Source organism: Salmonella sp. NW1250 (assembly GCF_051812965.1).
GTDB classification, from domain to species: Bacteria; Pseudomonadota; Gammaproteobacteria; order Enterobacterales; family Enterobacteriaceae; genus Salmonella; species Salmonella enterica.
In genome coordinates, this window is the sequence record NZ_JAMNDD010000002.1 from 82159 (window position 1) to 106620 (window position 24462).

25 protein-coding genes and 1 other RNA gene are annotated in these 24462 nt (G+C 54.1%); 17 read left to right on the forward strand and 9 right to left on the reverse strand.

Annotation, left to right across the window (positions count from 1 at the left end; all coding sequences use genetic code 11):
* The 4 genes from NBA72_RS03685 to NBA72_RS03700 all read left to right on the forward strand — a co-directional run bounded on the left by NBA72_RS03685 (position 1) and on the right by NBA72_RS03700 (position 3679).
* A complete protein-coding gene (locus NBA72_RS03685; protein WP_000853174.1) occupies positions 1-1275 on the forward strand; it encodes a zinc-binding dehydrogenase in 1275 nt (424 codons plus the stop codon).
* Positions 1272-2243, forward strand: coding sequence for a class II fructose-bisphosphatase (gene glpX / locus NBA72_RS03690; protein WP_001519647.1), 972 nt, complete (start codon positions 1272-1274; stop codon positions 2241-2243). Before NBA72_RS03685 ends, glpX begins: the two co-directional genes overlap by 4 nt.
* Positions 2244-2456: 213 nt before the next feature.
* Positions 2457-2966 carry an MltR family transcriptional regulator gene (locus tag NBA72_RS03695; protein WP_023216281.1) on the forward strand — a complete coding sequence of 170 codons (510 nt, stop codon included), beginning with the start codon at positions 2457-2459 and terminating at the stop codon, positions 2964-2966.
* Positions 2963-3679 carry a nucleoside/nucleotide kinase family protein gene (locus NBA72_RS03700; RefSeq protein ID WP_000684838.1) on the forward strand — a complete coding sequence of 239 codons (717 nt, stop codon included), beginning with the start codon at positions 2963-2965 and terminating at the stop codon, positions 3677-3679. The genes NBA72_RS03695 and NBA72_RS03700 overlap by 4 nt, the downstream gene beginning before the upstream one ends.
* Here the strand turns inward: NBA72_RS03700 and NBA72_RS03705 are convergent.
* From NBA72_RS03705 to NBA72_RS03725, 5 genes are read right to left on the reverse strand one after another with little or no spacing between them, the layout of a single operon-like run.
* Positions 3648-4337, reverse strand: coding sequence for an energy-coupling factor ABC transporter ATP-binding protein (locus tag NBA72_RS03705; protein ID WP_042948794.1), 690 nt, complete (start codon positions 4335-4337; stop codon positions 3648-3650). The genes NBA72_RS03700 and NBA72_RS03705 overlap by 32 nt on opposite strands.
* Positions 4331-5008, reverse strand: coding sequence for an ABC transporter ATP-binding protein (locus tag NBA72_RS03710; RefSeq protein WP_024156677.1), 678 nt, complete (start codon positions 5006-5008; stop codon positions 4331-4333). Before NBA72_RS03710 ends, NBA72_RS03705 begins: the two co-directional genes overlap by 7 nt.
* A complete protein-coding gene (locus tag NBA72_RS03715) occupies positions 4996-5703 on the reverse strand; it encodes an energy-coupling factor transporter transmembrane component T (RefSeq protein ID WP_000553270.1) in 708 nt (235 codons plus the stop codon). The genes NBA72_RS03710 and NBA72_RS03715 overlap by 13 nt, the downstream gene beginning before the upstream one ends.
* A complete protein-coding gene (locus NBA72_RS03720) occupies positions 5704-6282 on the reverse strand; it encodes an ECF transporter S component (protein ID WP_000124001.1) in 579 nt (192 codons plus the stop codon).
* 25 nt (positions 6283-6307) lie between these two features.
* Positions 6308-6733 (reverse strand): PPC domain-containing DNA-binding protein, encoded by a 426-nt coding sequence (locus NBA72_RS03725; protein ID WP_000218564.1) that lies wholly within the window; start codon positions 6731-6733, stop codon positions 6308-6310.
* A gap of 373 nt (positions 6734-7106) precedes the next feature.
* Between NBA72_RS03725 and epd the strand changes: the two genes are divergently transcribed.
* The 6 genes from epd to NBA72_RS03755 all read left to right on the forward strand — a co-directional run bounded on the left by epd (position 7107) and on the right by NBA72_RS03755 (position 13275).
* A complete protein-coding gene (gene epd / locus NBA72_RS03730; protein WP_000218338.1) occupies positions 7107-8153 on the forward strand; it encodes an erythrose-4-phosphate dehydrogenase in 1047 nt (348 codons plus the stop codon).
* Between the two features lie 21 nt (positions 8154-8174).
* Positions 8175-9338 (forward strand): phosphoglycerate kinase, encoded by a 1164-nt coding sequence (pgk, locus tag NBA72_RS03735; RefSeq protein WP_000111274.1) that lies wholly within the window; start codon positions 8175-8177, stop codon positions 9336-9338.
* A gap of 101 nt (positions 9339-9439) precedes the next feature.
* Positions 9440-10519 (forward strand): class II fructose-bisphosphate aldolase, encoded by a 1080-nt coding sequence (gene fbaA, locus NBA72_RS03740; RefSeq protein ID WP_000034386.1) that lies wholly within the window; start codon positions 9440-9442, stop codon positions 10517-10519.
* A 232-nt stretch (positions 10520-10751) separates the two neighbouring features.
* On the forward strand, positions 10752-11612 hold the full coding sequence (locus tag NBA72_RS03745) for a small-conductance mechanosensitive channel MscS (protein WP_000389833.1): 861 nt from the start codon (positions 10752-10754) through the stop codon (positions 11610-11612).
* Between the two features lie 187 nt (positions 11613-11799).
* A complete protein-coding gene (gene argO / locus NBA72_RS03750) occupies positions 11800-12435 on the forward strand; it encodes an arginine exporter ArgO (RefSeq protein ID WP_000626863.1) in 636 nt (211 codons plus the stop codon).
* A gap of 93 nt (positions 12436-12528) precedes the next feature.
* Positions 12529-13275 carry an oxidative stress defense protein gene (locus NBA72_RS03755; RefSeq protein ID WP_000669854.1) on the forward strand — a complete coding sequence of 249 codons (747 nt, stop codon included), beginning with the start codon at positions 12529-12531 and terminating at the stop codon, positions 13273-13275.
* A 265-nt stretch (positions 13276-13540) separates the two neighbouring features.
* On the opposite strand, the gene argP is transcribed toward NBA72_RS03755, so the two are convergent.
* Positions 13541-14434 (reverse strand): DNA-binding transcriptional regulator ArgP, encoded by an 894-nt coding sequence (gene argP, locus NBA72_RS03760; RefSeq protein WP_000828345.1) that lies wholly within the window; start codon positions 14432-14434, stop codon positions 13541-13543.
* A gap of 153 nt (positions 14435-14587) precedes the next feature.
* Between argP and rpiA the strand changes: the two genes are divergently transcribed.
* Both rpiA and serA read left to right on the forward strand, forming a co-directional pair.
* Positions 14588-15247: a ribose-5-phosphate isomerase RpiA gene (gene rpiA, locus NBA72_RS03765; RefSeq protein ID WP_000189741.1), complete on the forward strand. Its 660-nt coding sequence runs from the start codon at positions 14588-14590 to the stop codon at positions 15245-15247.
* A gap of 266 nt (positions 15248-15513) precedes the next feature.
* Positions 15514-16746 (forward strand): phosphoglycerate dehydrogenase, encoded by a 1233-nt coding sequence (gene serA, locus NBA72_RS03770; protein WP_001151627.1) that lies wholly within the window; start codon positions 15514-15516, stop codon positions 16744-16746.
* Between the two features lie 380 nt (positions 16747-17126).
* On the opposite strand, the gene NBA72_RS03775 is transcribed toward serA, so the two are convergent.
* The 3 genes from NBA72_RS03775 to zapA all read right to left on the reverse strand — a co-directional run bounded on the left by NBA72_RS03775 (position 17127) and on the right by zapA (position 18298).
* Positions 17127-17723 carry a 5-formyltetrahydrofolate cyclo-ligase gene (locus NBA72_RS03775; RefSeq protein ID WP_031604965.1) on the reverse strand — a complete coding sequence of 199 codons (597 nt, stop codon included), beginning with the start codon at positions 17721-17723 and terminating at the stop codon, positions 17127-17129.
* A gap of 20 nt (positions 17724-17743) precedes the next feature.
* Positions 17744-17927, reverse strand: a non-coding RNA gene (gene ssrS, locus NBA72_RS03780) — 6S RNA.
* Between the two features lie 41 nt (positions 17928-17968).
* The gene (gene zapA, locus NBA72_RS03785) at positions 17969-18298 is read right to left on the reverse strand and encodes a cell division protein ZapA (RefSeq protein WP_001276011.1); all 330 of its coding nucleotides are present in this window, start codon (positions 18296-18298) and stop codon (positions 17969-17971) included.
* 166 nt (positions 18299-18464) lie between these two features.
* Between zapA and NBA72_RS03790 the strand changes: the two genes are divergently transcribed.
* The 5 genes from NBA72_RS03790 (at position 18465) to gcvT (ending at position 24437) form a co-directional block, all read left to right on the forward strand.
* Positions 18465-19043 (forward strand): YecA/YgfB family protein, encoded by a 579-nt coding sequence (locus NBA72_RS03790; protein WP_000027236.1) that lies wholly within the window; start codon positions 18465-18467, stop codon positions 19041-19043.
* Between the two features lie 25 nt (positions 19044-19068).
* Positions 19069-20385, forward strand: a complete 1317-nt coding sequence (gene pepP / locus NBA72_RS03795) for a Xaa-Pro aminopeptidase (RefSeq protein ID WP_000193681.1) — start codon at positions 19069-19071, stop codon at positions 20383-20385.
* On the forward strand, positions 20382-21560 hold the full coding sequence (ubiH, locus tag NBA72_RS03800; RefSeq protein WP_042948798.1) for a 2-octaprenyl-6-methoxyphenyl hydroxylase: 1179 nt from the start codon (positions 20382-20384) through the stop codon (positions 21558-21560). The genes pepP and ubiH overlap by 4 nt, the downstream gene beginning before the upstream one ends.
* 125 nt (positions 21561-21685) lie before the next feature.
* Complete coding sequence (ubiI, locus tag NBA72_RS03805; protein WP_042948799.1) at positions 21686-22888, forward strand: FAD-dependent 2-octaprenylphenol hydroxylase; 1203 nt, start codon at positions 21686-21688, stop codon at positions 22886-22888.
* Positions 22889-23342: 454 nt separating this feature from the next.
* Positions 23343-24437 carry a glycine cleavage system aminomethyltransferase GcvT gene (gene gcvT, locus NBA72_RS03810; RefSeq protein ID WP_000068738.1) on the forward strand — a complete coding sequence of 365 codons (1095 nt, stop codon included), beginning with the start codon at positions 23343-23345 and terminating at the stop codon, positions 24435-24437.
* The last annotated feature ends 25 nt before the right edge of the window (positions 24438-24462 follow it).

Consider the following 24462-nt stretch of genomic DNA (forward strand, 5'->3'; position numbering starts at 1 on the left):
ATGAAAACGAAAGTAGCTGCTATATATGGCAAGCGGGATGTCCGTATCCGTGAGTTTGAATTACCTGACATTACGGAGAATGAACTGCTCGTAAGCGTAATTTCCGACAGCGTATGTCTCTCTACCTGGAAAGCCGCTTTATTAGGTAGTGAACATAAACGAGTGCCAGATGACCTGGAAAATCATCCAGTCATTACGGGTCATGAATGTGCCGGAATTATCGTCGAAGTAGGAAAAAATCTGACTGATAAATATAAAAAAGGACAGCGTTTTGTTTTACAACCGGCGATGGGCCTGCCGAGCGGTTATTCTGCTGGCTACAGTTACGAATATTTTGGCGGTAACGCCACGTACATGATAATCCCGGAAGTAGCGATTAATCTGGGCTGTGTTTTACCGTATCACGGCTCATATTTTGCCGCGGCATCGCTGGCGGAACCGATGTGCTGCATTATTGGCGCTTATAACGCCAATTACCATACAACACCTTATGTTTATGAACATCGGATGGGAGTCAAACCCGGCGGTAATATCGCGCTCCTGGCCTGTGCCGGACCGATGGGCATTGGCGCGATTGATTATGCCATTAACGGCGGGATCCAGCCGGCGCGAGTTGTGGTGGTAGATATCGATGAAGCCCGCCTGGCGCAGGCGAAAAAACTGCTGCCGGTCAAACAGGCCGCCGAGAAAGGCATTGAGCTTATCTATGTGAATACCGCGGGCATGGTTGATCCTGCTGCGCAACTTCGGACATTAACCGATGGCGCAGGATTTGATGATGTCTTTGTTTATGCCGCCGTTCCGTCCGTCGTTGAAATGGCTGACGATCTTCTCGCCGAAGACGGTTGCCTGAATTTCTTTGCCGGGCCGACAGATAGCCAGTTCAAGGTACCGTTTAATTTTTACAATGTGCATTACAACAGTACCCATGTTGTAGGGACATCCGGCGGCTCCACGGATGATATGAAAGAGGCTATTACGTTAAGCGCAACAGGACAGCTCCAACCTTCATTCATGGTGACGCATATTGGTGGGCTGGATGCAGTACCGGACACCGTACTCAACCTGCCGGATATTCCCGGCGGTAAGAAGCTTATCTATAACGGCGTCACCATGCCGCTGACGGCGATTACTGATTTCGCCGAAAAAGGAAAAACGGATCCGTTGTTCAGGGAGCTGGCGCGTCTGGTTGAAGAGACGCACGGCATCTGGAACGAAAAAGCGGAAAGATACCTGCTGGCGCAATTTGGCGTGGATATCGGGGAGGCGGCATGATGTCTCTGGCATGGCCGCTATTTCGCATTACAGAGCAGGCAGCACTGGCTGCCTGGCCGCAAACCGGATGCGGCGATAAGAACAGAATTGATGGGCTGGCTGTTACCGCGATGCGACAGGCATTGAATGATATCGCCATCCGTGGGCGGATCGTCATCGGCGAGGGGGAAATCGATCATGCGCCCATGCTGTGGATTGGCGAGGAGGTGGGTAACGGCGAGGGGCCGGAGGTGGATATCGCCGTCGATCCTATAGAAGGCACCCGAATGGTCGCCATGGGACAAAGTAATGCGCTGGCCGTCATGGCGTTTGCGCCCCGGGGCAGCTTGTTACATGCGCCCGATATGTATATGAAAAAGCTGGTTGTAAATCGGCAGGCGAAAGGCGTGATCAATCTGGCGTTATCGTTAACCGATAATCTGCGAAATGTCGCCAGGGCGCTAAATAAGCCGCTGGAGGATCTGCGTATGGTCACATTAGATAAACCGCGGCTGAAACCGGCCATTACACAGGCGACGCAACTTGGGGTTAAGGTATTCGCTCTCCCCGATGGTGATGTGGCGGCCAGCGTCCTGACCTGTTTGCAGGATAACCCTTATGATCTGATGTATACCATTGGCGGCGCGCCTGAAGGCGTAATTTCCGCCTGTGCGGTAAAAGCGCTGGGCGGTGATATGCAGGCGGAGCTGCTCGACTTTTGTGAAGCGAAAGGGGACAACGCTGACAACCGCCTGGTGGCGCAACAGGAGCGTCAACGCTGCGAAGAAATGGGCGTTGCGGTTAACCGCGTCTACTCCCTTGACGAGCTGGCTGCCGGTAATGACATTCTCTTTAGCGCGACGGGCGTTACGGGCGGCGATCTGGTTAACGGGATCCAACGGGTTGCGAACGGTGTGCGCACGCAAACTTTACTGATCGGTAGCGCAGATCGAACGTGTAATATTATAGACTCTCTGCATTCATGGTGACTTATCCCCGTCATTCTTCACGTTGCAAGTACGTTGGCGACGCGCGTTCACACCAGTCACTTACTCATGTAAGCTCCTGGTGGTTCTCTCTCTTGCCGCTTGTCTGCAACTCGAATTATTTAGGGTATATACTCTGGGCTTTTCAGGATGAAGGACGGTGGCAAGTCCACGCCCACCTGTAGCTTGAAAGACGATGAGTATATCGGGACACAAATGACGACGCTGACAGAAGACGATGTGCTTGAGCAACTGGATGCTCAAAATAATTTACTTTCGTTTATGACGACGGCACATAACATTTTGCTCCAGGGCATTAAGCGCTTTCTGCCGTCGCTGTTTGTCGATAATGATGAAGAAATTGTGGAATATGCAGTGAAGCCGTTACTCGCCCAAAGCGGGCCGCTTGACGATATCGACGTTGCATTACGTCTGATTTATGCGCTGGGGAAAATGGATAAATGGCTCTACGCTGACATCACCCATTTTTCTCAGTTTTATCAGTACCTGCATGAACAGGACGCGATTCCCGGTTTTGCCGACGACATTACCTGGGACTTCATCAGTAACGTTAACTGTATTACCCGTAATGCGCCCTTATATGGTGCGCTGGAGTCGATGAAGTTTGCCGACTTCGCCGCGTGGTCTGAGGTGCGCTTTACCGGTATGGTCAAAACGGCGATGGCGCTGGCGGTAACGTCAATTTTAAAGGAATTAACGCCGTGAAAATCGCATTAACGGTTAATGGGCTGCACGTTGAAGCACATTATCATGATGATGAAATAGAGAAGGTTCACAAGCCCTTACTGCAACAACTGGCTAAAATACATGCCGCTAAACCTGAGCGCCGTACCATCGTTTTTCTTAGCGCGCCGCCCGGCACAGGCAAATCCACGCTGACCACCTTCTGGGAATATCTCTCTCGTCAGGATGCTGGCCTGCCGGAAATTCAAACGCTTCCCATGGATGGCTTTCATTACTATAACCGCTGGCTGGAGGCGCATCATTTACGTGCCTGTAAAGGCGCGCCGGAAACCTTTGACGTTGATAAGCTGGCGGAAAATCTGCGTCTGGTGCGGGCTGGCGAAGCGACCTGGCCGCAGTACGACCGACAGCGGCACGACCCGGTGGAACACGCTGTTGTGGTCACGGCGCCGATCGTGATTGTGGAAGGAAACTGGCTCCTGCGTGATGACGACAGATGGCGCGCGTTAGCGGAGTTTTGCGATTTCTCATTATTTATTCGCGCCCCGGCGGAAACCTTACGCGCCCGGTTGATTGGACGTAAACTGGCGGGAGGATTATCACAGGCGGAGGCGGAAACCTTTTATGAACGCACCGACGGCCCAAATGTGCGCCGGGTGCTGGAAAGTAGCCTGCCAGCCGATCTCATGCTGGAAATGACCTCTACGGGCGAATATCGGATGGCGTGTCCTTAATGATGTTACGCGGCGTTATCGCGCCATTATGCAGCCGTACCACCCGTGAAAAATGACGCCGGGTAAACGCAGCGTCATGGCTAATCGCCACGACGCTGGTTCCCCGTACCCGGCATGTCGCCAGCCAGTGTTCAAATACGGTTAGCCAGTGGGCGTCAAAATCCCGGCTGGGTTCATCCAGCAATAACACCGGCGGCGCCATCGCCTCCAGACTGGCGACCGCCACCATCCGGCGCTGCGCGGCGTGCAGATCAAGCGGGTGTGCCTCGGCGACGTCCGTTAGCTGGCATAACCTCAGCGCGGCCTGCGTGCGCCGTGAAATTTCCTCTGCCGATAAGCGTTGTAGTTTCAGCCCAAAAGCGACCTCTTGCGCGACATTGCTGTGGAAAATCTGGTTTTCCGCTTCCTGAAAGAGTACGCCGATAGCGGCGGCGCGTTGACGATTTTTAAGCTGCGCAATCGGCTCTCCATTAAGCGTTACCGAGCCGGAAGTGGGGGAAAGCAGGCCGGCCATAATCCGTAACAGCGTTGATTTTCCCGCGCCGTTATCGCCGGTCAACGCCAGCCATTCGCCGTCACGAAGTTCAAGCGAGATGGCGTGCAAACAGTCGGCTGCGGCATCCGGCCAGCGATAAGCGACCTGATTTAACGTCAACATAATGGGGTTAGCGCTCCGTCGCGCAATTGCCATACCCGCTGGCATCGCGTCAGAAAAGGAAAGTGATTACGTTCAAAAAGCACAATGAGAGAATGACGTTCCAGCGCCCACTGTTGTAACCGTTCCAGCAGTTTCCCGGTGGCCGCTGACGTCAGCCGACTGAAGGCTTCATCAAGAACTAATAGCCTGGGCTGCATGGCAAGCGCGCTGGCAATCACTACCCGCTGCGTTTCGCCGCCGGAGAGCGTGCCGGGATGACGATGGCGTAACGACTGGCAGTTTGTCAGAGTCAGCGCCTCGTCAATGCGCCGTAGAATTTCCGCTTCATGGAGGCCGAGATTCTCCGGGCCAAACGCCACCTCTTCCTCTACGCTAAAGGTACAGCCGGAAAGCTGTAAATATGGCGATTGCTGCACCAACTGGATGGTGGGCGACTGTTCTACCAGCGGGAGCCGCCCGATAGGGACGCCAAGCAGTAAGCCTGTGCCGTCAATATCACCGGGGAGATAATCCGGATACCAGCCAGCCATCAGTTGCGCCAGCGTACTTTTTCCGCTGCCGTTATCGCCGACTATCGCCACTATTCCGGGTGTTGAATAGTGAAAATCAAAACATGCCGGCGGGCGTGTCGCATCGGACGGAAGATAACGAAACTGCTCTAACGTAACCATATCCATACTCCCGCTTCCGCCAGTATTAGCAGTACCATGCCATACCGCGCAACCCGTTGTAACATGCTATCTTTCGGCGCCCACAGCGTGGTTCGGGCTCGATGCAGCCGAAACCCCCGCATATCCAACGCCGCGCCGCGTATTGTCAGATCGTTAAGCGCATTTTGCGTAAGCGGCACGATCAGCGCAGGCATTGCCCGTAGCCGCTGATACCAGCCTTCATCCAGCGGTACGCCGCGCGCGCGCTGGGCTTCATGAACGATCGTCAGTTGTCGTTTGAGCTGTTCGACGACCAGCAGCGGGCCAGCGAACAGGTAAGCGATGCCGGGCGGCAGACGTGAAGCGAACAGGGCGCGAATAAACCGCTGAACCGGCACATACTGCATCCATAGCTGCGACGTCGACACGATCGCCAGCAGACGTAGCCATAGCGTAACGGCATATACCCAGCGCTGCGGATCGCGAGGCTGCCCGCTTATCCATTCCGTTAGCCAACCGCCATGTACCAGCCATAGCCCAAACCCTAAAGACAGCATCAGCCAGGCGACATACTTCGCCCGCCGCCGCGTTGATTTCAGCGCCAGCAGACAGAGGAAGGCCGCCGCGCTATAAACCGGGAGCACGGTCTGCGCAGGGAGTAGCAGCGTGGTGCAGGCCGCCAACGCCCATAAGGTTAACGAGGTAAACGGATGCATTTAGCGTACGGCTGACATCGCAGGAAAATGCCGTGTCGTACGTAACGGTAGCTGACGCAGCAGCACCCAAACGATGATCGCCGTCAGAATTTTATCGACCAGATTAGCGCCTATGACGGTAATCGCGACTGACTCCACCAGGTTTTGGCCCATTGAATGCATCCAGGCGACGAACAAATCAGCGCCGCTACCGGTAACGCCGCCAAAAAGCGCGGTACGAAGCGGTACGGCGACCAGCGTCACCGCCAACGTAATGACGACCCCGCTGACGATCACTTTGGGCAGGGTACGAAACCAGCCTGCGCGCGCCAGCCACCCGGCGACCAGACCGATAACCATCGCTACCGGGGCAAACGCGGCAGCGATAGGGTCGGTAAGCAGCCCCCACAGCAAGTTGGTCAGAAGCCCAGTCAACATGCCGATGAACGGCCCTAACAGTACCGCGCTAATTAAGGTGCCGATCGAGTCGAGAAAAATAGGCAGCTTCAACATGCTAATAAGCTGTCCGCCAATCATATTGATGGCAATAGCGATGACAATCAGCACCAGAGACTGGCTGGAAAACGGGCGACGCGCCATAAAGTACCTCTTAAAGAGTCGTCAATTAACGGGAAGAAATATGCAGTTCGTCATAACCGGAAATGGCGCACGGTTGACGGCTGAACGTCAGCGCTGGCAGCTCGCCGATAACCAGCTCCAGCGTGGTACGCACGGTACACCCTGGCATCATATGGCCGCCGAGCATGGCCCCGTAGGGATCCGATACCGCGAGATGCAGATGCTCGCCGGTCAATTCAAGCGTGCCGTTTAGCGAGATAACTTCAAACGTGCCGGTGAGCGATGTGGTCGCCTCTTGCCCGGCATAACGCAGCGCAACGTCGGTCAGACTGCCGGTACACCCTGCAATCCAGGCGGCATGTAATTGGTTCTGTTGCACAAAGGCGTGTAATTGGGAAAACACTTCCTGGCCGGGAAGCAGACGAAGCGCGTAAAAGCGCGCTGTAGAGGCATTGTGGTGAGATACAGTCATCGTTACAGGACTCCGAGACTCGGACGTGGCGCTGATAATATAGACGCTGACGACAGCGCTTTCTGATATAAATCAGTATTTGTGACGCGACGATGAAAAGATCTGACGGATGTACTGGTGATTCTTAAATATGGAATAAATTGCAGCGTAAGCGGCCATGAAATGTGATGCAGGTCAGATAACTGTCTTCTTCGACTGGACAAACATTCCTTTTATTCCCCGTTTCGCTTATTCTAGCTGAAGCGTTTCAGTTAATTAAATGTTCGACAATTAACCAATCAGTCGCAGTTTGCGACAGGTGAGGTTTTACTCGACGATGAGCTGCATTACTCTGTCAGCCTCATCTGAATCGGGATAGCCTTGCAGGAGACCTATGACCGTACGCATAGCGATTAATGGCTTTGGTCGCATCGGACGTAACGTGGTTCGTGCTTTGTATGAATCCGGACGTCGGGCGGAAATTACCGTGGTGGCCATCAACGAGCTGGCGGATGCCGCAGGCATGGCGCATTTGTTGAAATACGATACCAGCCACGGGCGTTTTGCATGGGAGGTTCGCCACGAGCGCGAGCAGCTTTTTGTCGGCGACGACGTCATTCGTATTCTGCATGAACGAACGTTAGCGGATCTGCCGTGGCGCGAACTGGGCGTGGATGTCGTGTTGGATTGTACGGGCGTATATGGCAACCGGGAGCATGGCGAGGCGCATATTGCCGCTGGCGCGAAGAAAGTGCTCTTTTCTCATCCGGGAAGCAACGATCTTGACGCCACCGTCGTTTTTGGCGTGAACCAGAACCAACTGCGTGCGGAACATCGTATTGTCTCAAACGCGTCCTGTACCACGAATTGCATAATTCCCGTCATTAAATTGTTGGATGATGCTTACGGCATCGAGTCTGGTACCGTCACGACGATCCACTCCGCGATGAACGATCAGCAGGTGATCGACGCGTATCACTCCGATCTGCGGCGCACGCGCGCGGCCAGCCAGTCGATTATCCCGGTAGATACAAAACTGGCGGCAGGCATTACGCGTATATTCCCGCAGTTTAACGATCGTTTTGAGGCGATTGCGGTGCGCGTTCCAACCATTAATGTGACGGCGATCGATTTAAGCGTGACGGTGAAAAAACCAGTAAAAGCCAGTGAAGTCAACCAGTTGCTGCAAAAAGCAGCACAAGGTGCATTTCATGGTATAGTTGACTATACGGAATCACCGTTGGTCTCGATAGATTTTAACCACGACCCGCACAGCGCCATTGTTGATGGCACGCAAACCCGGGTCAGTGGCGCCCACCTGATCAAGACGCTGGTCTGGTGCGATAATGAATGGGGCTTTGCTAACCGGATGCTCGACACCACGTTAGCGATGGCCGCAGTTGGTTTCAGGCTCGACGCGTCAGCGTCGACAAAACTTTAAGCATCATTGAGAGGATTCACCATGTCTGTAATTAAGATGACCGATCTGGATCTGGCCGGGAAACGCGTTTTTATCCGTGCGGATCTGAACGTACCTGTTAAAGAAGGGAAAGTGACCAGCGACGCGCGTATCCGCGCCTCTCTGCCGACCATCGAACTGGCTCTGAAACAGGGCGCGAAAGTGATGGTAACTTCCCACCTGGGTCGTCCTACCGAAGGCGAGTACAACGAAGAATTCTCTCTGCTGCCGGTTGTTAACTACCTGAAAGACAAACTGTCTAACCCGGTTCGCCTGGTCAAAGATTACCTGGACGGCGTTGACGTGGCCGAAGGTGAGCTGGTGGTTCTGGAAAACGTTCGCTTTAACAAAGGCGAAAAGAAAGACGACGAAGCGCTGTCTAAAAAATACGCCGCCCTGTGTGACGTATTCGTGATGGACGCCTTTGGTACCGCGCACCGCGCGCAGGCTTCTACCCACGGTATCGGCAAATTTGCTGATGTTGCGTGCGCAGGCCCGCTGCTGGCCGCTGAACTGGATGCGCTGGGTAAAGCGCTGAAAGAACCGGCTCGTCCGATGGTGGCTATCGTTGGTGGTTCTAAAGTATCTACCAAACTGACCGTTCTGGATTCCCTGTCTAAAATCGCTGACCAGCTGATTGTCGGCGGCGGTATCGCCAACACCTTCGTTGCCGCTCAGGGCCACAGTGTCGGTAAATCCCTGTACGAAGCTGACCTGGTTGACGAAGCAAAACGTCTGCTGACCACTTGCGATATTCCGGTTCCGACCGATGTTCGCGTTGCCACCGAGTTCTCCGAAACCGCACCGGCGACTCTGAAATCCGTTAACGACGTGAAAGAAGACGAGCAGATCCTGGATATCGGCGATGCTTCCGCTCAGCAGCTGGCTGAAATCCTCAAGAATGCCAAAACCATTCTGTGGAACGGCCCGGTTGGCGTGTTTGAGTTCCCGAACTTCCGTAAAGGGACTGAAATCGTGGCGAATGCCATCGCTGATAGCGAAGCGTTTTCCATCGCTGGCGGCGGCGACACCCTGGCGGCAATCGACCTGTTCGGCATTGCTGACAAAATTTCCTACATTTCTACTGGCGGCGGCGCATTCCTCGAATTCGTGGAAGGTAAAGTTCTGCCAGCCGTAGCGATGCTCGAAGAGCGCGCTAAGAAGTAATCGTTACGGGCAGGGATTCCTGCCCGTTGATTTATCGCCGATCTGACATTCAGGGCGGCCCGTGTTTTTTCCCAAAGCCCGACGATACAGGACAACGAAACATGTCTAAAATTTTTGATTTCGTAAAACCAGGCGTGATCACTGGTGATGACGTACAGAAAGTGTTCCAGGTAGCAAAAGAAAACAATTTTGCTCTGCCGGCAGTTAACTGCGTGGGCACTGATTCCATCAACGCTGTTCTGGAAACCGCTGCAAAAGTTAAAGCGCCGGTCATCGTTCAGTTCTCCAACGGCGGCGCGTCCTTCATCGCGGGTAAAGGCGTGAAAACTGACGTACCTCAGGGCGCGGCAATCCTGGGCGCTATCTCTGGCGCGCATCACGTTCATCAGATGGCTGAGCACTACGGCGTGCCGGTTATCCTGCACACTGACCACTGCGCGAAGAAACTGCTGCCGTGGATCGACGGTCTGCTGGACGCGGGTGAAAAACACTTCGCGGCTACCGGTAAACCGCTGTTCTCTTCTCACATGATTGACCTGTCTGAAGAGTCTCTGCACGAAAACATCGAAATCTGCTCCAAATACCTGGCGCGCATGTCCAAAATTGGCATGACTCTGGAAATCGAACTGGGTTGCACCGGTGGCGAAGAAGACGGCGTGGACAACAGCCACATGGACGCTTCTGCCCTGTACACCCAGCCGGAAGACGTTGATTACGCGTACACTGAGCTGAGCAAAATCAGCCCGCGTTTCACCATTGCCGCTTCCTTCGGTAACGTACACGGCGTTTACAAGCCGGGTAACGTGGTTCTGACCCCGACCATTCTGCGTGATTCTCAGGACTATGTTTCTAAGAAACACAACCTGCCGCACAACAGCCTGAACTTCGTTTTCCACGGCGGTTCCGGTTCTACTGCTCAGGAAATCAAAGACTCCGTAAGCTACGGCGTAGTGAAAATGAACATCGATACCGATACCCAATGGGCAACCTGGGAAGGTGTTCTGAACTACTACAAAGAAAACGAAGCGTATCTGCAAGGTCAGCTGGGCAACCCGAAAGGCGAAGATCAGCCGAACAAGAAATACTATGACCCGCGCGTATGGCTGCGTGCTGGCCAGACTTCGATGATCGCTCGTCTGGAAAAAGCATTTAAAGAACTGAACGCGATTGACGTTCTGTAATATAGTCTGCTGATTGAAATGGCTTCCCTTGGGAAGCCATTTTTTTATCGTTATTTCCGGAGAGCGGCGTTAGTTAGCGCTTTCATCCGGCCAACTCACAATGTACCTGCCTTTTTTGATTTTGGGATGATGCCGAAAAATGGCATATTCCTCTGTTTTTGTTTACCTTTAAAAAGTTCTTTTCGTGAGAATGATCTCATTTGCTTGTTTTGCTATGACCAAGGAATATTGAATGGAAGATTTGAATGTTGTCGACAGCATAAATGGTGCGGGCACCTGGCTGGTACGCAACCAGGCGTTATTGCTCAGCTATGCTGTGAATATTGTTGCGGCTATCGCTATTATCATCATCGGCTTGATTGTAGCGCGCGTGATCTCCAATACGGTAAATCGTCTGATGCGTGCGCGTCATATTGATGCGACAGTGGCCGACTTTCTTTCTGCACTGGTGCGCTATGGGGTTATCGCTTTTACGCTGATTGCGGCTCTGGGTCGCGTGGGGGTTCAAACCGCCTCGGTTATTGCCGTACTGGGCGCCGCTGGTTTAGCCGTTGGCCTGGCATTACAGGGATCGCTTTCTAACCTTGCGGCTGGGGTATTGCTGGTTATGTTCCGTCCGTTCCGCGCCGGTGAGTATGTCGATTTAGGCGGCGTTGCCGGTACGGTACTGAATGTGCAAATCTTTTCCACAACAATGCGCGCGGTAGACGGCAAAATTATTGTAATTCCGAATGGCAAAATTATCGCGGGAAATATCATCAACTATTCTCGTGAGCCGGTTCGCCGTAACGAATTCATTATTGGGGTGGCCTACGATTCGGATATCGATCAGGTGAAACAGCTGCTAACGACGATTATCGAGTCCGACGATCGTATTTTAAAAGATCGCGAAATGACGGTGCGTTTGAATGAGCTGGGCGCCTCATCAATTAATTTTGTGGTGCGTGTCTGGAGTAAAAGCAGCGACCTGCAAAATGTCTACTGGGACGTGCTGGAACGTATTAAACGTGAATTCGACGCCGCTGGTATTAGCTTCCCGTACCCGCAGATGGACGTCAATTTTAAACGCGTGAAAGATAACGCCGCGGAGTAATTTTCCTCCCGCGCTGCGCTTATCCGCCTCCAGTATTCTCTGGTTATTGAGCGGATAAGCGTAGCCGCCATCCGTTATTCAGTCTCTTCATTAGCTTTTCTTATTAGTGATTAAAATTATCAATTTCCGCTAATAATATTCCCGCGCTATAGTCTGCCTTTAAGAAAAACAGCTCAGGGTAGTTAACGTGATATCTTATTATTTTCAAGGGTTTGCCCTTGGCGCCGCCATGATCCTTCCGCTTGGCCCGCAAAATGCGTTTGTGATGAATCAGGGAATTCGTCGCCAGTACCACCTCATGATAGCGCTGCTTTGCGCGTTAAGTGATTTAGTCCTGATTAGCGCCGGTATTTTTGGCGGCAGCGCGTTGCTGATGCAGTCGCCGTGGCTGCTGGCGCTGGTCACATGGGGCGGGGTCGCGTTCTTGTTATGGTACGGTTTTGGCGCGCTGAAAACGGCAATGAGCAGTAATCTGGAGCTGGCCAGCGCCGAGGTTATGAAGCAGGGGCGCTGGAAAATTATTGCTACGATGCTGGCGGTAACGTGGCTGAATCCGCACGTTTATCTGGATACGTTTGTCGTGTTGGGCAGTCTCGGCGGACAACTGGCTATGGAGCCAAAGCGCTGGTTCGCCCTCGGCACGATTAGCGCGTCGTTCTTATGGTTTTTTGGGTTAGCGCTACTGGCGGCCTGGCTTGCGCCTCGACTGCGTACGGCGAAAGCTCAACGCATTATCAACATTCTGGTTGGGGTGGTGATGTGGCTTATCGCCTTCCAACTGGCGCGGGAAGGCGTCGCGCATATGCACGCGCTTTTCAACTAAGCGTTGTCTGATGGACAACAGGCCGATATCCGCTAAGCTTGCCTGCATGCGCCCTGTATATCAGGGCAATGACTGCAATATGGAGGAGAGACTGTGAAGTTCAAAGTGATGGCCCTGGCGGCATTAGTGGGTTTAAGTGCAATGTCGGCGCAGGCAAGCGAATTGCCGGAAGGCCCGCACATCGTGACTTCCGGTACGGCAAGCGTCGATGCTGTGCCTGATATCGCCACCTTAGCGATTGAAGTGAACGTCGCGGCGAAGGATGCGGCGACGGCGAAGAAGCAGGCCGATGAGCGCGTGGCGCAATATCTTTCCTTCCTTGAGCAAAATCAGATTGCGAAAAAAGACATTAGCGCGGCGAATCTGCGCACGCAGCCGGATTATGATTACCAAAACGGTAAAAGCATTCTGAAAGGGTATCGCGCGGTGCGAACCGTTGAGGTGACGCTGCGTCAGTTAGATAAACTTAATTCGCTGCTGGACGGCGCGCTGAAGGCGGGTCTGAACGAGATTCGTTCGGTATCGCTGGGCGTGGCGCAACCGGACGCCTATAAAGACAAAGCCCGCAAAGCCGCCATTGATGACGCGATTCATCAGGCGCAAGCGCTGGCAGCCGGTTTTAACAGCAAATTGGGGCCGGTTTACAGCGTTCGTTACCATGTCTCTAATTATCAGCCGAGTCCGGTGGTGCGAATGATGAAAGCCGCAGATGCTGCGCCAGTATCCGCGCAGGAAACTTACGAGCAGCCGACCATTCAGTTCGACGATCAGGTCGATGTGGTATTCCAGCTTGAACCTGGAACAGGGCAGACGTCGACCACGGCCGCCAGCACGCAGTAATCTCGCCCGGCCTGGGCGCTTCCAGGCCGCATTTTCTCCCGGTGTTCGCGTTTTTTGCTCCGTATTACGCATTGAAATGAAGATTTGCTAATACGGTGAGCGTTTTGAATCGTCTTGCCGCCAGCAAAAAATAGCCAATGGCGCGTCGTTTTTTGCCGCCTGAACGCAATGATTTTGTGATGAATTTCAAAGAAGTGACGGGGGAATAATGGGTCATGCAGGCCGGATAAGACGTTCACGCCGCCATCCGGCATTCAGAGAGAGGCTAATCCTGACGCAGCACCTTGTGCCCGTACTCCAGCAGCGCGTCGGTCACTTTGCGCATCATCCGGCTTTCCGGGGCAAAGCGGTGCCAGTAAAGCATCCGGCGTTGTAGCAAGCCAGGCGTTAAGTTGATCAACTCGCCGCTTTCCAGCTCTTTCTCAATCTGCAGGTGAGGGATCATGCAGCAGGTCGTGCCCTGACGCGCAAGCTGTACAAACGCTTCGGATGAATTAACGATATGGCACGGCACGCTGCCGGGCGGTAGATCGAAATTCTGTTGCAAAAAGGCCTGATGCATATCATCCAGATGGTCGAACGCGACGGCGGGCGCTTTCAGCAGCGACGACCGGGTAACGCCATTGGGAAAATAGCGCTCGGCAAACGGCTTTGACGCGACAAACAGATAGTCGAGCGCGCCCAGTTTGTCCACCAGGCAACTGGGCAGCGCCTGATGCTGAATACTCACCGCGCCCACCACCTCGCCGCGACGCAGACGTTCTTGCGTGCGCGTTTCATCTTCCACCTGTAAATTGAGACGGATAGGGGAGTCCGCCAGCACCGGCGCCAGCGCTGGAAGCAGCCAGGTCGCCAGACTGTCGGCGTTAACCGCCAGCGACAGCAGCAGCGGCGTAGAGCCGGTTTGTTCATCGCCCAGCCACTCTTCTTCCAGCAGTTCAACCTGACGCAGCAGAGCCAGTAATTTTTGCCCTTGCTCCGTGGGGCGAGGAGGAACGGTACGCACCAACAAAGGTTGTCCGAACATATTCTCAAGCTGTTTTATGCGCTGTGAGACGGCGGATTGTGTGATGCACAGCTTCTGGGCGGCGCGCTCGAATCCTCGTTCACGTATAACGGCATCCAGCGCCTGTAGTGTTCTGTAGTCCGGACGTTTCATTGTTGTGTCATGCTCCTGTTATTTTTTTCCGCACTATGACATAAATTTGCCGTCGGTACAGATGAAATCCGTAGCCTGTGTACGGACACGGAGATTTTTCCCGACAATGTTCTATAATGCGGCTGTATTTTCACACCACAGGCGAAACGATCTATGACGCAGGATGAACTGAAAAAAGCGGTAGGATGGGCGGCACTTCAGTATGTACAGCCCGGCACCATTGTGGGCGTTGGTACAGGCTCAACGGCCGCACACTTTATTGATGCGCTGGGCACAATGAAAGGCCAGATTGAAGGCGCGGTCTCCAGCTCGGACGCCTCGACTGAAAAACTCAAAGGCCTCGGTATTCATGTGTTTGATCTCAACGAAGTGGATAGCCTGGGCATCTATGTCGACGGCGCGGACGAAATCAACGGTCATATGCAGATGATCAAAGGCGGCGGCGCAGCATTAACCCGTGAGAAAATTATTGCTTCCGTGGCGGAGAAATTTATCTGTATTGCGGATGCCTCTAAACAGGTGGATATTCTTGGCAAATTCCCGTTGCCGGTTGAAGTGATTCCGATGGCGCGCAGCGCGGTCGCTCGTCAACTGGTGAAGCTGGGCGGGCGTCCGGAGTACCGTCAGAACGTGGTCACGGATAACGGCAACGTGATTCTGGATGTTTATGGGATGGAAATCCTTGATCCCATCGCGCTGGAAAACGCCATTAACGCGATTCCGGGAGTCGTGACCGTAGGGTTGTTCGCCAACCGTGGCGCCGATGTCGCACTGATCGGCACGCCGGACGGGGTGAAAACCATCGTAAAATGATCCCGCCAGGCGAATTTCCTGCCGCGTAAAAAATTCGGTCAGGGCAAATTTGGTGACATGTATCACGTTTAATCGTTTGCCCTGCCGATCCCTCCAAAGAAAAAGTTATTCCCGGTATTTTCATCTGCTATTTCCCTCTGTATGCGATTCCTTCACGACGCTGGCGCAAACGTTCATATTGCCGTGATAATTTTTTTTGATATGTTGAAGGACGGATGCAAATCCATACACAACATCAGATGGCAAAAAAAGACAGGATCGGGGAAATGGCAAAGGTATCGCTGGAGAAAGATAAAATTAAATTTCTGCTGGTTGAAGGGGTGCATCAAAAGGCGCTGGAAAGCCTTCGTGCGGCAGGTTACACCAACATTGAATATCACAAGGGCGCGCTGGACGCTGAACAGTTGAAAGCGTCCATCCGCGATGCCCACTTCATCGGTCTGCGATCCCGTACTCATCTGACAGAAGAAGTGATTAACGCCGCAGAGAAGCTGGTGGCGATTGGCTGTTTTTGCATCGGCACCAACCAGGTGGATTTAAATGCGGCGGCAAAACGCGGTATTCCGGTTTTTAACGCGCCATTCTCGAATACCCGTTCCGTGGCGGAGTTGGTGATTGGCGAGCTGTTGCTGCTGCTGCGCGGCGTGCCGGAGGCGAACGCCAAAGCGCACCGCGGCGTATGGAATAAACTGGCGGCGGGATCGTTCGAAGCGCGCGGTAAAAAGCTTGGCATTATCGGTTACGGCCATATCGGAACGCAGTTGGGCATTCTGGCGGAATCGCTGGGGATGCATGTCTATTTCTATGATATTGAAAATAAACTGCCGCTTGGTAACGCAACTCAGGTGCAGCACCTGTCTGAATTGCTGAATATGAGCGATGTGGTCAGTCTGCACGTACCTGAAAACGCCTCCACCAAAAACATGATGGGCGCAAAAGAGATTGCCCTGATGAAGCCGGGTTCGCTGCTGATTAACGCCGCGCGCGGTACGGTGGTGGATATCCCGGCTTTGTGCGACGCGCTGGCGACGAAACATCTGGCGGGGGCGGCTATCGACGTCTTCCCGACGGAACCGGCCACTAATAGCGATCCGTTTACCTCTCCGCTGTGCGAATTCGATAACGTGATCCTGACGCCGCATATCGGCGGCTCGACGCAGGAGGCGCAAGAAAACATCGGTCTGGAAGTCGCAGGAAAACTGATTAAGTACTCGGATAACGGCTCGACGCTGTCCGCCGTGAACTTCCCGGAAGTGTCGCTGCCGCTGCACGGCGGTCGTCGCCTGATGCACATCCACGAAAACCGCCCGGGCGTATTGACCGCGCTTAACCAGATCTTTGCCGAGCAGGGCGTTAACATTGCCGCGCAGTATCTGCAAACCTCCGCCCGAATGGGGTATGTGGTGATTGATATAGAAGCCGATGGCGATGTGGCGGAGAAAGCGCTGCTGGCGATGAAGGCGATTCCGGGCACCATTCGCGCCCGTCTGCTGTACTAATTTCCTCTAAATGGGCAGGAGATGACCTGCCCATCCTTTCTCTGGTTTCCCTGCCTCAACATCTCTTCGTGTAACGCATACATTCTGTTTTCGAGCCTTGCCGCAATTGGTAATTAAAGGCAGCGTTGCGTGTTGTACAGCAATAAAAGGAATTTACGATAAGGGCTCAGCATAGCGCTGAAACGGGAAAGCCCCTACCGAGGCAGGGGCTCTAAAAAGGAAAGGGACGATGATGAGATACGTCATCATGCTGCTGATCCTGTTAATCATCGCTTGCCCAGCATATTAACAGAGAGTACGCAGGAGGGAGGTTTGCCTCCCTCACCCTTCACCGAGAAATTTAGGTCAAAAAAGCGACGCTGTCAATCGGCAAAACACGGCTACCACTCCCAAATTTTGGATGGCGTCACCACCGCAGGCAGCGGGATATCCCACTCTTCAACCGGCAGCTTTTCTACTAACTGGCAATCATGCGCGTAGCCCACGGGCTGGATCTTATGCTGCTGCCAGTTTTGTAGCGTGCGGTCATAAAATCCGCCGCCCATCCCCAGGCGCTGCCCGTCTTCGTCAAACGCCACTAACGGCGTTACCAGCACATCCAGCTTTGCCAGCGGTAATACGTCGCGGACATCAAGCCGTGGCTCCCGGATCTTTAAGCGGTTGGTCACCAGCGCACTCTGCGGATGATAGTGCAGGAACAGGAGGTTGCCAGGGCTGAAGGGATGAAGAACCGGAAGGTAGACGCGCTTGCCCGCTCGCCATAGCTGTTCAATCAGCGGCTGGGTGTCGAGTTCGCCATCAAAGGAGAGAAACACGGCGACAGTGTGCGCCATCACGACGGGAGGAAAGCTGAGCATTCGGGCGGCGGCCTGTTGACCAAAGCGGCGTTGCTGCTCTGGCGTCAGCGCACGGCGACGTTGCCGAATCATTCGGCGGATTTCTTGTCGTGATAAAGAGAGTTCGGGAAGTTGCGTCATGGCTGTCGCCAGTCAGAAGGGGAATCTCCGAGATGCCGCCGCAGGCTGTAACCCTTGAACCCTTGGTTCAAGGTGAATGTGTCGTCACAGTTTTAAGGCTTCTCGGACGAACCGAGCATGCTCACCAACCGCGGAGCGCCACATTCTTGTGGTATGAAATATCGGCTCAGGGGACTGGCCCGCTTGCAAACATCTCAGAGAAATTCTGTTTTCACAATCACTTTACCATAGTAAAGCGAAAAGTGTTATTCAAAGTTTTGGCCCGTTTTTTCGGTTATGCGACCTTGATCAAGCAACGCCTGTTCGATGGTCTGTTGTAGCATCCGAATACGTTGTTCCATGCTCGCCGCGTAATCGCGGGTCTTCGCTTTTTCCTGAGTTAACTCATAGCTGATATTCAATGCGGCAATGAAAACCAACTGCTCAGTATTTGTGACTCTAGTGCGAACTTTCAGATCTTGCAACCGCTGATTCAGATCGTCCGCAGCCTGATTCAACGCATCCCTTTGGTCAGGCGGGCAATTCACTCGCAGTGAACGGCCAAATATTTGGATATCGACGGGTTGTGCAGACATGCCACCTTCCTGCTGATTGACTGCGCTGCCTTCGTCTCCAGACCCAGGGTCCGCGAAGGGGCGACACTATAGCTACCCTGGTGTGAAGATACAAGCCCTTTTCTGGTTCACCAGGGTCCAAAGTGGTAGCATATCATGAATATCCTCCCTTTGATGACGAATGCTTATGTCTATACAGAACGAAATGCCTGGTTACAACGAAATGAACCGGTTTTTGAATCAACAAGGGGCCGGTCTGACCCCGGCTGAAATGCATGGTTTAATCAGCGGGATGATTTGCGGCGGCAACAACGACAGCTCATGGCAGCCGCTGTTGCACGACCTGACGAACGAAGGTCTGGCCTTCGGGCATGAGCTTGCTCAGGCGCTGCGCAAAATGCACGCGGCGACCAGCGACGCGCTGGAAGACGACGGCTTTCTTTTTCAGCTTTATCTGCCTGAAGGCGACGATGTCAGCGTATTCGATCGCGCAGATGCCTTAGCCGGGTGGGTTAATCACTTTTTGCTTGGCCTCGGCGTAACGCAGCCTAAACTTGATAAAGTCACCGGCGAAACGGGTGAAGCGATTGACGACCTGCGTAATATTGCGCAGCTTGGTTATGATGAGAGCGAAGATCAGGAAGAGCTGGAGATGTCGCTCGAAGAGATCATCGAATATGTCCGTGTTGCGGCGCTGTTATGTCATGACACTTTCACGCGCCAACAGCCGACCGCGCCGGAAGTGCGTAAACCGACGCTACACTAAGAAAAAACGAAATGGAGGCCATGTCATGACTCAGCAGGAATACCAACGCCGTCGCCAGGCATTACTGGCGCAAATGCAGCCCGGCAGCGCCGCGCTGATCTTTGCCGCGCCGGAGGCGACGCGCAGCGCAGACAGTGAATATCCGTATCGCCAGAGTAGCGACTTCTGGTATTTCACCGGTTTTAACGAACCGGAAGCCGTGCTGGTACTGATTAAGAGTGATGACACCCACAACCACAGCGTTTTGTTCAACCGCGTTCGCGACCTGACGGCGGAAATCTGGTTTGGTCGCCGTTTAGGACAGGATGCCGCGCCGGAAAAACTGGGCGTTGACCGGGCGCTGGCGTTTAGCGAAATCAACCAGCAACTCTTTCAGTTGCTTAATGGTCTGGATGTGGTGTACCACGCGCAGGGCGAATATGCGTATGCCGACGAGATTGTTCTGGCTGCGCTGGAGAAGCTGCGCAAAGGCTCCCGCCAGAATCTGACCGCGCCGGCCACCATGACTGACTGGCGACCGATCGTCCATGAGATGCGCCTGTTCAAATCGCCGGAAGAGATTGCTGTCCTGCGCCGCGCCGGGGAAATTAGCGCGCTGGCGCATATCCGCGCGATGGAAAAATGCCGTCCGGGGATGTTTGAGTATCAGCTGGAGGGGGAAATTCACCACGAATTTAATCGCCACGGCGCGCGCTATCCCTCCTATAACACCATTGTCGGCAGCGGCGAAAATGGCTGTATCCTGCATTACACTGAAAACGAAAGTGAAATGCGCGACGGCGATTTAGTGCTTATCGACGCGGGCTGTGAATATAAAGGTTACGCGGGTGACATCACGCGTACTTTCCCGGTGAACGGGAAATTTACGCCAGCTCAGCGTGAAATTTATGACATCGTTCTGGAATCGCTGGAGACCAGCCTGCGACTGTTCCGTCCTGGTACCTCTATTCAGGAGGTGACCGGCGAAGTCGTGCGCATCATGATAACCGGGCTGGTGAAGCTGGGGATTTTGCAAGGAGAGGTTGATCAACTGATTGCCGAAAATGCGCATCGTCCTTTCTTTATGCATGGCTTGAGCCACTGGCTGGGGCTGGATGTTCATGATGTCGGCGTTTATGGGCCGGATCGCTCCCGCATCCTGGAGCCGGGCATGGTGCTGACCGTAGAGCCAGGCCTCTATATCGCGCCGGATGCCGACGTGCCGGAAGCGTATCGCGGCATTGGCGTTCGAATTGAAGATGACATTGTCATTACCGAAACCGGTAATGAAAACCTGACCGCTGGCGTTGTGAAGAAGGCGGATGACATTGAAGCATTAATGGCGGCGGCGCGGCAGCAATGAGCGTCATTATCGTTGGCGGCGGCATGGCAGGCGCGACGCTGGCGCTGGCCATCTCTCAGTTCAGTCATGGGACGTTGCCGGTACACCTGATTGAAGCGAAAGCGCCTGAAGCCGACGGTCATCCCGGCTTTGACGCCAGAGCGATTGCGCTGGCGGCGGGCACTTGTCAGCAACTGGCGCGAATTGGCGTCTGGCAGGCGATTTCCGATTGCGCAACGGCAATCAACACCGTACACGTCAGCGATCGCGGCCATGCCGGATTTGTGACTCTCGACGCGCAGGACTACAGTCTGGCAGCGTTGGGGCACGTTGCGGAGCTGCATGATATCGGGCTGCGTCTGTTTGCGCTCTTGCGTAAAGCGCCAGGCGTTACGCTGCACTGCCCGGAGCGCGTAGCCAGCGTGTCGCGTACCCAACAGCAGGTTAACGTCACTCTGGAAAACGGCAATGTGATAGCTGGCAGCGTGCTGGTGGCGGCTAACGGTACCCACTCCGCGCTCGCGTCAGCCTGCGGCGTTGACTGGCATCAGGAGCCTTACGAACAGTTAGCGGTGATAGCGAATGTCGCGACCGCTATCCCGCATCAGGGACGCGCCTTTGAACGTTTTACCCCCAATGGCCCGCTGGCGATGTTGCCGATGTCGCATGGCCGATGTTCGCTGGTTTGGTGTCACCCGCTCGACCAGCGCGATGAGGTGCTGAGCTGGTCCGACGCGCAGTTCTGTCATGCATTGCAGGCCGCGTTCGGCTGGCGGCTGGGGCGAATTACTCAGGCCGGTAAGCGCAGCGTGTATCCGCTTGCCCTGACTACGGCGGCAAAAGTGTTTACTCACCGGACTGTCGTGGTCGGCAATGCGGCGCAGACGTTGCATCCTATCGCCGGACAAGGGTTTAATCTCGGTCTGCGCGATGTCATGAGCCTGGCGGAAACGCTGGTCGCGGCACAGGACGCGGGCGAGGATATTGGCGCCTGGCACGTATTATCGCGCTATCAGCAGCGTCGTCAGGTTGACCGGGATACGACGATTGGCGTAACGAACGGTCTGGTCCATGTGTTTGCAAATCGTTGGGCGCCGCTGGTTATTGGGCGCAATATCGGTTTAATGGCGATGGAGTTATTACCGCCTGCGCGCGATGCGCTGGCACAGCGGACCTTAGGTTGGGTTGCGCGTTAAGCAGATCTGTAGGCCGGATAAGGCATTTACGCCGCCATCCGGCATCGTGTTCGTAAAAATGCCGGATGGCAGCTTCGCCTTATCCGGCCTACGGTTTTGATTGTTCCGGTTTCCAGGAGTAAATAGTGCAAAGTGTTGATGTAGCAATAGTTGGCGGAGGCATGGTGGGACTGGCTGTCGCCTGCGGCTTGCAGGGGAGCGGTTTGCGCGTTGCGGTGCTGGATCACGTTGTTCCCCAGCCGTTGGCGAACGATGCCCCGCCTCAGCTTCGGGTGTCGGCGATTAATGCCGCCAGCGAAAAACTGCTTACCCGTCTTGGCGTATGGTCAAACATTGTAGCGCGACGGGCAAGTTGCTACCACGGTATGGAAGTCTGGGATAAAGACAGCTTTGGCCGTATTACGTTTGATGACGCAAGCATGGGATATAGCCATCTGGGGCATATTGTTGAAAACAGCGTCATTCACTACGCATTGTGGCAAAAAGCGCAGCAAGCGGCGGATATCACCTTAATGGCGCCAGCGGAGTTACAGCAGGTCGCCTGGGGGGAAAACGACGCCTTCCTGACTTTAAAAGACGGCGCGATGTTAACCGCGCGTCTGGTGATTGCCGCGGATGGCGCCAACTCCTGGCTGCGTAACAAAGCGGATATCCCCTTAACTTTCTGGGACTACCGTCACCATGCGCTGGTAGCGACTATCCGCACCGAAGAGCCGCACGGCGCGGTTGCTCGCCAGGTGTTTCATGGTGAAGGTATTCTGGCGTTTTTGCCGTTAAGCGATCCGCATCTGTGTTCCATTGTCTGGTCGCTTTCTCCGCAGGATGCGGAGCGTATGCAACAGAGCGGCGACGAGGCGTTTAACCAGGCGTTGACTATCGCCTTCGATAATCGGCTGGGCTTATGCCGCCTGGAAAGCGAACGGCAGGTTTTTCCGCTGACGGGCCGCTATGCTCGCCAGTTTGCCGCGCATCGTCTGGCGTTGGTCGGCGATGCCGCGCACACCATCCACCCGCTGGCAGGGCAAGGCGTCAACCTCGGCTTTATGGACGCGGCCGAACTGGTGGACGATCTGCGCCGGCTTCAGCGCCAGGGCAAAGACATTGGTCAACGTCTTTATCTTCGTCGTTATGAGCGTAGCCGTAAACATAGCGCGGCAATGATGCTTGCCGGGATGCAAGGTTTTCGTGACCTGTTTGCCGGCGAAAACCCGGCAAAAAAATTGCTGCGCGACATCGGACTGAAACTGGCGGATACGCTCCCCGGCGTCAAACCCCAACTGCTTCGCCAGGCAATGGGGCTAAACGACCTTCCGCAATGGCTTCGTTAAGCGTCTGACTGCACGCTAGCAAGAGTTTGAAACCCGTCACACTTTGCTTTCCCGGCTATCGCGCCGGGGGGCTTTCCTCGTTTGAAATAATCTAATTTCACCGCCTATTTCGCATTATATTTTCTAATGCCACTATTTTTAGCGAACGCGATTTTCGACATTTTTTCCGCATTTAATATTAATTTCTGTTGTGGTAAATCGTATCAGCTTCCTTTTTATGACGGTTATTTAGCGTAATAGTGGTTTTTTGTGCTGATGGGATTTTAGCGTTTTTTAGTCATAAGCTAATGTGATGGTAAATTCAGCCTTATGGTTTAGCGCCTGGTTCGGTGGTAAGTTCAGGAGCAAGAGAACGTTTGCGTCGGCGCAGGAAAAAGGGCGTCGATGCCAGGTTTCGTGGCGAAGATTTCCCATGAAAATGGTTGTTAGCCCCCGCTAATTCAACGAGGAAAAGATGGCCCAACAGACGCCTTTGTACGAACAACACACGCTATGCGGCGCCCGCATGGTCGATTTTCATGGCTGGATGATGCCCCTGCATTACGGCTCTCAGCTTGATGAACACCACGCTGTGCGCACCGATGCCGGGATGTTTGATGTATCGCATATGACCATTGTCGATCTTCATGGCAGCCGCACCCGGGAGTTCTTGCGTTATCTGCTGGCAAACGACGTCGCGAAGCTAACGAAGACGGGTAAAGCCCTCTACTCCGGTATGCTTAACGCATCGGGCGGCGTGATTGATGACCTTATCGTCTACTACTTCACTGAAGATTTCTTCCGTCTCGTTGTTAACTCCGCCACCCGCGAAAAAGATCTCTCCTGGATTACCCAACACGCTGAACCTTATGCCATCGACATCACCGTTCGTGACGACCTGTCGCTGATTGCGGTACAGGGGCCGAATGCGCAGGAAAAAGCGGCGACTCTGTTTACTGACCAACAGCGCCATGCAGTAGAAGGTATGAAGCCGTTCTTCGGCGTTCAGGCGGGCGATCTGTTTATCGCCACCACCGGTTATACCGGCGAAGCGGGCTATGAAATCGCCATGCCGAATGAAAAAGCGGCGGATTTCTGGCGTGCGCTGGTGGAGGCGGGCGTGAAGCCGTGCGGTCTTGGCGCGCGCGACACGCTGCGTCTGGAAGCAGGCATGAACCTGTACGGTCAGGAGATGGATGAAGGTATCTCTCCGCTGGCGGCTAATATGGGATGGACTATCGCCTGGGAACCTGCTGACCGCGACTTTATTGGCCGTGAGGCGCTGGAGATGCAGCGTGAAAAAGGCCATGAGCAGCTTGTCGGTCTGGTGATGACCGAGAAGGGCGTATTGCGTAATGAATTGCCGGTGCGTTTTACCGATGCGCAGGGCAATCAGCAAGAAGGCATTATCACCAGCGGGACGTTTTCCCCAACGTTGGGCTACAGCATTGCGCTGGCGCGCGTTCCGGCGGGCATCGGCGAGACGGCGATTGTACAAATTCGTAACCGTGAAATGCCGGTAAAAGTGACTAAACCTGTTTTTGTGCGTAACGGCAAAGCCGTCGCGTGATTCATCCTTTTTTGGAGATTAATTG